Below are 11,626 nucleotides of genomic sequence, written 5' to 3'. Positions count from 1 at the left end.
CTGTAAGAGCGGAACCATAGGCGGCCTTTACCTAAATAACGGATATACACCCATCAGCCGAGCCCCAACCGCTCATGCCACTCGGCAATCGACTCCTCTGGATACTCCTCAAACTCCAGGTCCCCCGCGCGAACACTCACCTCAACCCACGGCGCCTTCGACCCCAGCATCAAATGCGTATGCTCCGGCGGCACCGGCAACGGCGTATCAATCGCCGAAGCAAACGGATGAATCAACTCCGGCCACTGCGGACTGAACAACCACAACCCCGACCCACACTGCGAACAAAAATGCCGCTCAGCCGTACTCGCATGCGCCCGGCTATCCCCCGGCCCTTTCATCCGCGCGTGATAAATCGAAATCAACTTGCGCCCCCGCACCTTGAGGCTCCTGGCATCCCCCCCAAGGTTGATCGCATACCCGCCACCCCCCTGGGTCTTGCGACAAATCGAGCAATAACACCGCTGATAAGGGTAGGGGTGCGCACTCTCAAGACTGAACGAAACCGCGCCGCAATGGCAGGAACCTTCAAGCTGCATGACCAGATCTCCTTCGCAAAAGGGCAACGTTAGCTTAGGCGCCCGGCAGCCGGGGCGGTTCCATCTCGGGCATCAAGGTCGCGATCAACGCCCGAATCGTCCCCGGCAACGCCTCCAGTTCCCGCACCAGAATACTGCGCTCGCGCACTGCCCAAACTTCATCCAGCTTCACCGTCACCAGTTGCATGGTCCGGCTGTGCCGCACGGCGGCCGACTCGGGAATGATGCCGATCCCCACGCCCGCCTCAACCATCCGGCAGATCGCCTCGAAGCTCGACATTTGAATGCGCAACGACAAGTGCTTGCCCAGCCGCTCCACATGCTCACGCAGGAAACTCAGCAACGTGCTGCCGTCATGCAAGCCGATATGCTGATAAGCCAGGGTTTGCTCCAGCGTCACCGAAGGCAGGCCCGCCAGTGGATGCCCCTCCGGTACCGTCAGCACCAGGTGGTCGGTGCTGAAGTGCAGCACCTGCAAACCCGACGCTTCCACAGGCCCGGCAATAATCCCCATGTCGCTGGTGCCATCCAGCACGCCCCGCACGATATCCCGCGACAGCCGCTCCTGCAGGTCCACCGTCACGCCGGGGCGCTGGGACAGGAAGCCGGCCAGCACCTCCGGGAGAAACTCGGTCACGGCGGTGGTGTTGGCAAAAATGCGGATATGCCCGGCCGAGTCGATGCCGTATTGGGTGAACTCGCTTTTCAGGTAATCCACCTGGCGCATGATCAGCCGCGCATGGTGCAGCAGCCGTTCGCCCGCCGGGGTGATCTCCACGCCACGGCTGTCGCGGTACAACAGGCGGGTGTCGAGCTGGCCTTCCAGGGCCTTGATCCGCGCACTGGCGGCGGCCGGCGAAAGGAACGCGCGCTTGGCGCCCTGGGTCAGGCTGGGGGATTCGGCGATATGGATAAACAGGCGTAAGTCAGCCAGATCAAAGTGCATGCAAGGCTCCGGGGCAGCGACGAAGAACCCATGTGGGAGCAGGCAAGCCAGCTCCCACATTGATCATCCGGGTTCTTGAGATCTTTTTATGGGCGATGGCGTTCAGCATAGCCGAACGCTGCTTTATTGAAATGCAAATTCTCAGAACGGCCAGGGCCCAGCATGATCCGGTTCAGATTCCCTGCCCGAGGACATGCACCTGATGAGCGCCACAGACTGGATCGGCCGTAGCGAAACAGCCCACGACCACTTGAGCCACAACCTGCTCAAACGCATCGCCGCCACCTTTGGCGAAGCGGCACCGGCAGATGGCGAGCCGGTTCCGCCCTTGTGGCAATGGTGCTTTTTCCAGGACCCGCTGCCCGAATCCGCCCTGGGCGGTGACGGTCATCCGGCCCGTGGCGGCTTCCTGCCGCCGGCCGATAATCGCAACCGCATGTGGGCCGGCGGGCGCATCGAGTTCTTCCATGCATTGCGTGCCGGTGAGGCCGCCACCCGCGTTTCGACCATCACCCGGGTGGAAGAAAAAACCGGTCGCACCGGCTCGTTGTTGTTCGTCACCGTGCGCCACGACTATTCCCAGGACGGCCGCCTGGCCCTGCGCGAAGAACAGGACATCGTCTACCGCGAACCCACACCGCCCAAGCAGGGCAGTGGTGACGCGCTCCCCGAAGGCGCCTGGCGCGAAGCGGTCGACCCGACGCCAACCCTGTTGTTCCGCTACAGCGCCGTGACCTTCAACGGCCACCGCATTCACTACGACTACCCCTATGTCACCGGCACCGAAGGTTATCCGGGGCTGGTGGTGCACGGGCCGCTGATCGCCACCTTGAGCCTGCGCGCATTTTGCCGCGCCAATCCCGCGGCCACGTTGCGCCGTTTCTCGTATCGCGGCGTGCGTCCGTTGATTGCCCCGCAAGCCTTTGAAGTGGGCGGGCACGTCACCGCGCCGGGCGTCGCGGAACTGTGGGCGGGCAACGCCGACGGCCTGGCCCAGCGCGCCGAACTGCATTTCGAATAAACCTCCAAGAACAACAGGCGGAGAGCCGTTAATGAACCCGAATGACAACGAAGAACTGAATGCCATCCGCGAAGGCGTGCGCGCACTCTGCGCCGAATTCGACGCTGCCTACTGGCGCAAGGTCGATGAAGAAAAAGGTTTCCCGGAAGCCTTCGTCAAGGCCCTGACCGACGCCGGCTGGCTGTCGGCAATGATCCCGGAAGCCTACGGCGGCTCCGGCCTGGGGCTGGCGGAAGCCTCGGTGATACTGGAGGAAGTGAACCGCTGCGGCGGCAACTCCGGCACCGTCCACGGCCAGATGTACAACATGTTCACCTTGCTGCGTCACGGCAGCGAAGCACAGAAAAGCTTCTACCTGCCCAAGCTCGCCAGCGGCGAATTGCGCCTGCAGTCGATGGCCGTGACCGAGCCCACCACCGGCACCGACACCACCAAAATCAAGACCACCGCAGTCAAGCGCGGCGACAAGTACGTGATCAATGGCCAGAAAGTCTGGATCTCGCGGGTGCAGCATTCCGACCTGATGATCCTGCTGGCCCGCACCACGCCGTTGGCCGAGGTGAAGAAAAAATCCGAAGGCATGTCGATCTTCCTCGTGGACTTGCGGGAAGCCATCGGCAACGGCCTGACCGTGCAGCCCATCGCCAACATGGTCAACCACGAGACCAACGAACTGTTCTTCGACAACCTGGAGTTGCCGCTGGACAGCCTGATTGGCGAGGAGGGCAAGGGCTTTCGCTACATCCTCGACGGCCTCAACGCCGAACGCACCCTGATTGCCGCCGAGTGCATCGGCGACGGCCGCTGGTTTATCGAGAAAGCCAGCGCCTATGCCCGCGACCGCGTGGTATTTGGTCGGCCCATCGGACAGAACCAGGGCGTGCAGTTCCCGATTGCCGAAGCCCATATCGAGATCGAAGCGGCCGACTTGATGCGCTGGCGTGCCTGTGAGGAATACGACAGCGGCGCCAATGCCGGGGCCAGCGCGAATATGGCCAAGTACCTCGCGGCCAAGGCTTCCTGGGAGGCGGCCAACGCCTGCCTGCAAACCCACGGCGGCTTCGGGTTTGCCTGCGAATACGACGTGGAGCGCAAGTTCCGCGAAACACGCCTGTATCAGGTTGCGCCGATCTCCACCAACCTGATCCTGTCCTACGTGGCCGAGCATCTGCTCGAACTGCCACGCAGCTTCTGAGGGCCCGACCATGAGCCATACCCAAGCGCTGTGTCGGTTCCTCGCCGAGTTGAATTACGCACAATTGCCGGACGCCGTACTCGCCCGCACCGAAGACCTGTTCCTCGACTGGCTCGCCTCGGCGCTGGCCAGCAAGGGCGCGCATCCGATCCCGTTGTTCGAACGTTATGCCCGCAGGATGGGCCCGGCTGATGGCCCGGCGCAGATCATCGTCAACGGCGGCAGCAGCAGTGCTTATTTCGCCGCGCTGGTGAATGGCGCGTCGTCGCACCTGGTGGAGCAGGATGACCTGCACAACAGCTCGGTATTGCACCCGGCGACCGTGGTGTTTCCGGCGGCATTGGCGGCGGCGCAAGACCTCGGCAAGTCCGGTCGCGAGCTGCTGCTGGCCTCGGTGGCCGGCTACGAAGCCGGGATTCGCATCGGTGAGTTCATGGGCCGTTCCCATTACCGGATCTTCCACACCACGGCCACCGTCGGCACCCTCGCAGCGGCGGTGGCCGTGGGCAAATTGCTCGACTTCAACCAAGAGCAATTCATCAACCTGCTGGGCAGTGCCGGCACTCAGGCGGCCGGGCTGTGGGAGTTCCTGCGGGATGCCGCCGACTCCAAGCAACTGCACACTGCCAAGGCCGCTGCCGATGGTTTGCTGGCGGCGTATCTGACGGCGGACGGGCTGACCGGTGCGCGCAATATTCTGGAAGGTGATCAGGGGATGGCGGCGGGTATGTCCACCGACGCCGACCCAGGCAAATTGTCCGATCGCCTCGGCAGTCGCTGGGCGCTGCTGGAAACGTCGTTCAAGTTCCATGCTTCATGCCGGCATACCCATCCGGCCGCCGATGCGCTGCTGGATCTGATGCAGCGCGAAGGGCTGGGCCATGAGCAGATCGCCCATGTGGAAACTCGCGTTCACCAGGGCGCCATCGACGTGTTGGGCCGGGTGACGCTGCCGCAGACCGTGCACCAGGCCAAGTTTTCCATGGGCTCCGTGCTGGGGTTGATTGCCGTGCATGGCAAGGCCGGGCTGACCGAGTTTCACGAGCTGGCGCTGAGCGACGGGGACGTGGCGGCGTTTCGCGACAAGGTCTCCATGACCCTCGACGCCGAAGTCGACGGTGCCTATCCGCAGCGCTGGCTGGGCCGGGTCATCGTGACCACCGCCGATGGTCGCACCCTGCACGGCGCCATCGACGAACCCAAGGGCGACCCGGGCAACACCCTGAACCGCTCGGAGCTGGCCGACAAGTTCCAGCGCCTGACCCAATTCAGCGGTGCCCGCACACCCGCGCAAACCACCGGGCTGATCGAAAAAGTCTGGGACCTGCGCAACGCCGCGTCCCTGGCTCACTGGCTTTAAGGAACTGTCATGACCGCTAATCAACGACCGCTGGACGGCATCACCGTTGTCAGCCTGGAACACGCGATTGCCGCACCGTTCTGCACCCGCCAGTTGGCCGACCTGGGCGCGCGGGTGATCAAGATCGAACGTCCCGGCGCTGGCGACTTTGCCCGGGGCTATGACGAGCGCGTGCGCGGCCTGGCCTCGCATTTCGTGTGGACCAACCGTTCCAAGGAAAGCCTGACCCTGGACCTCAAGCACGACGATGCGGGGGACATCCTGGAAACCCTGCTGGCCGATGCCGATGTGCTGGTGCAGAACCTCGCACCGGGCGCGGCCGCGCGCATGGGTTTGTCATTCGAGGCGCTGCATGAGCGCTTCCCGCGGCTGATCGTCTGCGACATCTCCGGCTATGGCGAGGGTGGCCCGTATGAAAAGAAAAAGGCCTACGACCTGCTGATCCAGAGCGAAGGCGGCTTTCTCTCGGTCACCGGTGGCCCGGGTGAAGACCAGATGGCCAAGGCCGGCTGCTCCATCGCCGATATCTCCGCCGGGATGTACGCCTACAGCGGCATCCTCTCGGCGCTGCTGCTGCGGGGCAAGACCGGGCAGGGCAGTCGCATCGACGTCAGCATGCTGGAAAGCCTGGTGGAGTGGATGGGCTACCCGATGTATTACGCGTTCGACGGCGCGCCCCAGCCACCGCGCGCGGGTGCGGCGCATTCGACGATCTACCCCTACGGGCCGTTTCCCACCGGCGACGGCGGCACGGTGATGCTCGGGTTGCAGAATGAGCGGGAATGGGCGGCGTTCTGCGACAAGGTGCTGCTCACCCCGGAATTGGCCACCGACGAGCGTTTCTCGGCCAACTTCAAGCGTTCGGAAAACCGCGACGTGCTGCGCCAGATCATCGTCGACCGTTTTGCGCAGATGAGCGCCGAGGGCGTGATCCAGCGCCTGGAAGACGCGCAAATCGCCAGTGCACGAGTCAACGACATGCAAGGCGTGTGGGACCACCCGCAGCTCAAGGCCCGGGACAGTTGGCGTGAAGTCGACAGCCCGGCGGGCAAGTTGCCGTCGTTGCTGCCACCGGCACGCAATGCCGCGTTCACCCCGCGGATGGATGCGGTGCCGGGGCTGGGGCAGCACAGCCAGGGGATTCTCGACCAGCTGGGTTACTCCGCTGAAGCCATCGACGGCCTGCGTATCCGCGGCGTTATCTGACAAGGAATCGAACGATGCCAACCTCTCTTGTGCGCTCTGCGCTGTTTGTACCGGGCAGCCGACCGGAACGTTTTGCCAAGGCCCTGGCCAGTGGCGCCGATGCGGTGATTGTGGATTTTGAAGACGCGGTGGAAGAGCCGCTCAAGCGTCAGGCCCGGGACAACCTCGGGGTGTTTTTGCAGGCGACGCCGGCGGCGCGGGTGTGGGTGCGGATCAACGCGCCGGAGCATCCCGAGCATTTTGCCGATGTGGCGTTCTGTCAGGCCCACGCCGGGGTCGCGGGGGTGTTGCTGCCCAAGGTTGAAAGTGCGGCCCAGGTGGCCGTGGTGGCTGCAACGGGCAAGGCTATCTGGCCGATTATCGAGAGTGCGCGGGGTTTGCTGGCGGTGGCGGAAATCGCCCATGCGCCGCTGGTGGAGCGCCTGTCGTTTGGTGGCCTGGACCTGGCGCTGGACTTGAACCTGAGCAGCGGCTCCCCGGCCGCGCAATTTGCCCTGGACCAGGCCCGCCTTGCCTTGATCGTGCATTCCCGCGCCGCCGGGCTGGTGGCGCCGCTGGACGGCGTGCACCCGGCCATCGACGACCCCGAAGGCCTGCGCCGTTCGATTCGGCATGCCTATGAAATGGGCTTTGCCGGCGCGCTGTGTATCCATCCCAAGCAGGTGGCGGTGATTCACCAGGCGTTGGCCCCCAGTGCCGAGGATCTGGCCTGGGCCAAACGGGTGGTGGATGCCGGTGCCCATGGGGCCGGGGCGTATCAGCTGGACGGGCAGATGGTGGATGCACCGGTGTTGCTGCGGGCCCAACGATTATTAGCCGCGCAACCGTAGAAATGTGGGAGCGGGCTTGCTCGCGAAAGCGGCGGGTCAGCCAGTGCATCCGGTGACTGGCACACCGCTTTCGCGAGCAAGCCAGCTCCCACATTGGATCTCTGTCGTTTGCAAAATCGGCGTTCGTCCACGCCGAACGCAGGTATCTAAAATTCGAAATTCTCTATACGCGTGACATCAGGCACCTTGCCCTATAACACAACAATAAGAAGGTGATTTTCCATGCTCAAGCTTTCTCGGGCGCTGTTCTGCGCCGCCACCTTGTTTGCCGCGGGCCTGGCCCAGGCGGCCGACCCCATCGTGATCAAGTTCGCCCACGTCGTCGCGGAAAACACCCCCAAAGGCCAGGGCGCCCTGCTGTTCAAGAAGCTCGCTGAAGAACGCCTGCCCGGCCGGGTGAAAGTCGAGGTGTACCCCAACTCCTCGCTGTTCGGCGACGGCAAGGAAATGGAAGCGCTGCTGCTGGGCGACGTGCAGATGCTGGCGCCGTCCCTGGCCAAGTTTGAGCAGTACACCAAGCAAGTACAGATCTACGACCTGCCGTTCCTGTTCAACGACCTGGCGGCGGTCGACCGTTTCCAGGCGGCCCAGGGCAAGGCGTTGCTGACCTCGATGCAAGACAAGAACATCCTAGGCCTGGCCTATTGGCACAACGGCCTCAAGCAACTGTCGGCGAACAAGGCATTGCGTGAGCCCAAGGATGCCCGTGGCCTGAAGTTCCGCGTGCAGGCCTCCAGCGTCCTGGAGGAGCAGTTCAAGGCGATCCGCGCCAACCCGCGCAAGATGAGTTTTGCCGAGGTGTACCAGGGCTTGCAGACCGGCACCGTCAATGGCACCGAGAACACCTGGTCGAACTATGAAAGCCAGAAGGTCAACGAAGTGCAGAAGTACTTCACCGAATCCAACCATGGCCTGATCGACTACATGGTGATCACCAACGCCAAGTTCTGGAACGGCCTGCCGCCGGATGTGCGCACCACCCTGGACCAGGTCATGGTTGAAGTCACCGTCGAGGTGAACAAGCAGGCCGAGGCGCTGAACCAGTCGGCCAAGCAGAAGATCATCGACGCCAAGACCAGCGAAATCATCGAACTGACGCCCGAGCAACGCCAACTCTGGCGCGAAGCCATGCGCCCGGTGTGGCAGAAGTTCGAAGGTGAAATCGGCGCTGACCTGATCAAGGCGGCCGACGCGTCGAACCAGTAATTTGGAGGGCACCGAGATCAAATGTGGGAGCGGGCTTGCTCGCGAATGCGGTGTATCAGTCACCGAATGCATCAACTGAAAGACTGCATTCGCGAGCAAGCCCGCTCCCACATGTTGATCCGGTTCCCGCCTCCAAGCCTTGCACACACCTATCTCCGCTTCGCGAGGTTTTGCCATGCAAACGCTAAGGCGCGTCTGGGAGCACCTGGAGGAAGGCTTTATCGCCATCCTGCTGGCCGCCATGACCCTGGTGACTTTTGTCTACGTCATGCTCAACAACATCTACACCCTGTTCTTTGCCCTTGCCGACAAGTGGGCGTGGAGCAGCGGTTTCTTCAATGCCCTGGGTGACCACACCATGGGCTGGGCCCAGGACATGACCTGGAGCGTGGCGCTGACCAAGGCCATGTTCGGTTGGTTGATTTTCTTTGGCATCTCCTACGGCGTACGCACCGCCGGCCACTTGGGCGTGGACGCGCTGGTCAAGCTGACGCCGCGCCGGGTGCAGCGCCTGCTGGGCATGCTGGCTTGCCTGTGCTGCCTGGCCTACGCCGGGTTGTTCATGGTTGCCAGCTACAAATGGCTGAGTGCGGTCACCACCGCGCACATCGGCGCCGAAGACCTCGACAAGTTCGGCATCGACGTCGACGACATCGTGGTGATCGTGCCCATCGGCTTTGCCCTGGTGTTCATCCGCTACCTGGAAATTTTCTACCGCATCTTCACCCACCGCCAAACCGGGCTGGGCCTGGCCGACGAAGCCGGTGAAGCCAGCAAGTTGGCCGGCAGCCATGAGGAGCGTCACTGATGGCCGTTCTGTGTCTGTTTTTGCTGCTGTTCGTGTTCATGTTCCTCGGTGTGCCCATCGCGATTTCCCTGGGGTTGTCGGGCGCGGTGTCGATCCTGATGTTCAGCCCGGACTCGGTGAGTTCCCTGGCAATCAAGCTGTTTGAAACCTCGGACGCCTATACCTTCCTGGCGATTCCGTTCTTCCTGTTGTCGGGTGCGTTCATGACCACCGGTGGCGTGGCGCAGCGGCTGATCGACTTTGCCAACGCCTGCGTCGGGCATATCCGCGGCGGGCTGGCGATTGCGGCGGTGCTGGCATGCATGCTGTTTGCCGCACTGTCGGGCTCCTCGCCCGCGACAGTGGCGGCGGTAGGTTCGATTGCCGTGGCGGGCATGGTGCGCTCGGGCTACCCGAAGGAATTCGGCGCCGGGATCATCTGCAACGCCGGTACCCTGGGCATCCTGATTCCGCCGTCGATCGTGATGGTGGTGTACTCGGCCGCCACGGAAACCTCGGTGGGCAAGCTGTTCATGGCCGGGGTGATTCCGGGCCTGCTGCTGGGCTTGATGTTGATGGTCGCGATCTACATCGTCGCGCGCATCAAGAAACTGCCGGCCCAGCCACGGGCGACCTTTCGCGAGTGGCTGACCTGCGCCCGCCGGGCATTCTGGGGCCTGTTGCTGCTGGTGATCATCCTGGGCGGGATCTACAGCGGCATGTTCACCCCGACCGAAGCGGCGGCGGTGGCGGCGGTGTACTCGGCGTTTGTCGCGCTGTTCATCTACAAGGACATGAAGATCAGGGATTGCCCCAAGGTGCTGCTGGAGTCCGGGCGCCTGGCGATCATGCTGATGTTTATCATCGCCAACGCCATGCTCTTCGCTCACGTGCTGACCACGGAGCAGATTCCCCAGGAAATCACCGCGTGGGTGATCTCCGAGGGCCTGACGCCGATTGGTTTCCTGATCATGGTCAACGTGGTGTTGCTGGTGGCGGGCAGCTTTATGGAGCCGTCGGCGATCGTGCTGATCCTGGCGCCGATCTTTTTCCCGATTGCGATGAAGCTGGGGATCGACCCGATTCACCTGGGAATTGTGATGGTGGTCAACATGGAGATTGGCCTGGTGCATCCGCCGGTGGGGTTGAACCTGTTTGTGACCTCGGCAGTGACAGGGCTGACGCTGGGGCAGACCATCCGCGCGGCGTTGCCGTGGCTGATGATCCTGCTGGTGTTCCTGATCATGGTGACTTACCTGCCGTTCATATCGCTGGCCTTGCCGCATTGGCTGGGGATGTAAACCCAACTTGAATCACGCCACAAAACAATGTGGGAGCGGGCTTGCCCGCTCCCACATTTGAGGTGTGCAGGGATTTATTTATCCATCGCACTCAAGATCGCATGGGCCACTTTCACCCGTTCGGCATTCGGGTAGTTCTTGTTCGCCAGGATCACCACCCCCAGGCCTTTGCTCGGCACGTACGCCACGTAGGCGCCAAAACCACCGGTGGCGCCAGTCTTGTTCACCAGCGTGTCGGCATGGGGCGCTTGCGTTGGTGTCAGCCAGTTGACCTTGTGGGGCTGAAAGGCCATTTGCGCCGAGTTGCCTTCCGTCAATGCATCCAGCGTGATTGGGTAGGGGTACATCTCCCAGCCGAGGCCCTGGGTCATGCCATCCACCGTGTAGTAGCCGGTGTGGGTTGCGGCAATCGCCTGTTGCAGCGGCTTCTCCAGCTTCGCCGGGTGCATGTTCACTTCAACGTACTGAATCAGGTCCGAGGTGCTGGTCTTGATGCCGTAGGCCTCGGCGTCCAGGGCGCCAGGCCCGACGCGCACCGGTTTGCCGGCCTTGTCGTAACCCTGGGCGTACAGGTTCATTTGTGACTTGGGTACGCTGATAAAGGTGTGCTTGAGGCCGAGTTTCGGCAGCAGGGTCTGCGCCATCAACCGGTCAAACGGCTGGCCCAGGCTTTGCGCTGCCAGGTGGCCGAACAGGCCGATGCTCGGGTTGGAATACAGGCGTTGGGTGCCGGGAGCGAAGTCCGGTTTCCAGTGCTGGTAGTAGCTGATCATCTTGCCGGCGTTATCGGACTCATCGGGGAATTGCAGGGGCAAGCCACCTGCGGTGTAGGTGCCGAGGTTGAGCAGGCTGATGTGGTCAAACGTGGCGCCGCGCAATGCCGGCAGGTATTGGCTGGCCGGGTCCGATAGCTTCAGCTTGCCGTTGGCCAGGGCATAGCCGGCGAGGGTGGCGGTGAAGGTCTTGCTCACCGAGCCGATTTCAAACAGGGTGTTTTCGGTGACGGGCTGCTTGCTCTCCTTGCTGGCAACGCCGTAGTTAAAGTATTGCGCCTTGCCGTTCTGTACGATCGCCACCGACAGGCCGGCGATGTCCTGTTGCTGCATCAGGGGCTGGACAGTACTGTCCACGACCTGGCGCATGTCGGTAGCCGCCATGCAGTTGCCTGCGCCGAGCAATAAGGCGAATATCGCGGTGTTGCGCACGGTTGGAAAAAGGGATGTGTACATGATGAC

The 11,626-nt window shown here is 62.7% G+C and carries 11 protein-coding genes; 8 read left to right on the top strand and 3 right to left on the bottom strand.

Annotation, left to right across the window (positions count from 1 at the left end; all coding sequences use genetic code 11):
• Positions 1 to 53: 53 nt before the first annotated feature.
• Positions 54 to 539, bottom strand: coding sequence for a GFA family protein (locus HX839_RS29770; protein WP_177009473.1), 486 nt, complete (start codon positions 537 to 539; stop codon positions 54 to 56).
• 34 nt (positions 540 to 573) lie between these two features.
• Positions 574 to 1,485: a LysR family transcriptional regulator gene (locus tag HX839_RS29765; RefSeq protein ID WP_003215044.1), complete on the bottom strand. Its 912-nt coding sequence runs from the start codon at positions 1,483 to 1,485 to the stop codon at positions 574 to 576.
• Between the two features lie 202 nt (positions 1,486 to 1,687).
• Here HX839_RS29765 and HX839_RS29760 point away from each other — a divergent pair, with 202 nt between their 5' ends.
• From HX839_RS29760 to dctM, 8 genes are all read left to right on the top strand, one after another.
• Positions 1,688 to 2,506, top strand: a complete 819-nt coding sequence (locus tag HX839_RS29760) for a MaoC family dehydratase N-terminal domain-containing protein (RefSeq protein ID WP_177068125.1) — start codon at positions 1,688 to 1,690, stop codon at positions 2,504 to 2,506.
• A 31-nt stretch (positions 2,507 to 2,537) separates the two neighbouring features.
• Entirely contained in the window at positions 2,538 to 3,701 is a 1,164-nt protein-coding gene (locus tag HX839_RS29755) for an acyl-CoA dehydrogenase family protein (protein ID WP_087694986.1), read from the top strand.
• Between the two features lie 10 nt (positions 3,702 to 3,711).
• Positions 3,712 to 5,061: an MmgE/PrpD family protein gene (locus HX839_RS29750; RefSeq protein ID WP_177068124.1), complete on the top strand. Its 1,350-nt coding sequence runs from the start codon at positions 3,712 to 3,714 to the stop codon at positions 5,059 to 5,061.
• Between the two features lie 9 nt (positions 5,062 to 5,070).
• Entirely contained in the window at positions 5,071 to 6,267 is a 1,197-nt protein-coding gene (locus HX839_RS29745) for a CaiB/BaiF CoA-transferase family protein (RefSeq protein WP_087694990.1), read from the top strand.
• Between the two features lie 14 nt (positions 6,268 to 6,281).
• Positions 6,282 to 7,097 (top strand): CoA ester lyase, encoded by an 816-nt coding sequence (locus HX839_RS29740; RefSeq protein ID WP_003215055.1) that lies wholly within the window; start codon positions 6,282 to 6,284, stop codon positions 7,095 to 7,097.
• Between the two features lie 222 nt (positions 7,098 to 7,319).
• On the top strand, positions 7,320 to 8,303 hold the full coding sequence (gene dctP / locus HX839_RS29735; RefSeq protein WP_003215057.1) for a C4-dicarboxylate TRAP substrate-binding protein DctP: 984 nt from the start codon (positions 7,320 to 7,322) through the stop codon (positions 8,301 to 8,303).
• A 175-nt stretch (positions 8,304 to 8,478) separates the two neighbouring features.
• Complete coding sequence (locus HX839_RS29730; protein WP_003215060.1) at positions 8,479 to 9,111, top strand: TRAP transporter small permease; 633 nt, start codon at positions 8,479 to 8,481, stop codon at positions 9,109 to 9,111.
• A complete protein-coding gene (dctM, locus tag HX839_RS29725; RefSeq protein WP_003215062.1) occupies positions 9,111 to 10,391 on the top strand; it encodes a C4-dicarboxylate TRAP transporter large permease protein DctM in 1,281 nt (426 codons plus the stop codon). Before HX839_RS29730 ends, dctM begins: the two co-directional genes overlap by 1 nt.
• Before the next feature lie 74 nt (positions 10,392 to 10,465).
• Here the strand turns inward: dctM and ampC are convergent, their stop codons facing one another.
• On the bottom strand, positions 10,466 to 11,620 hold the full coding sequence (gene ampC, locus HX839_RS29720) for a class C beta-lactamase (protein WP_177068123.1): 1,155 nt from the start codon (positions 11,618 to 11,620) through the stop codon (positions 10,466 to 10,468).
• Positions 11,621 to 11,626 lie beyond the last annotated feature (6 nt).

Source organism: Pseudomonas sp. I8001 (genome assembly GCF_013385345.1).
Classification (GTDB): domain Bacteria; phylum Pseudomonadota; class Gammaproteobacteria; order Pseudomonadales; family Pseudomonadaceae; genus Aquipseudomonas.
This window is presented reverse-complemented; position numbering and strand designations above follow the sequence as displayed.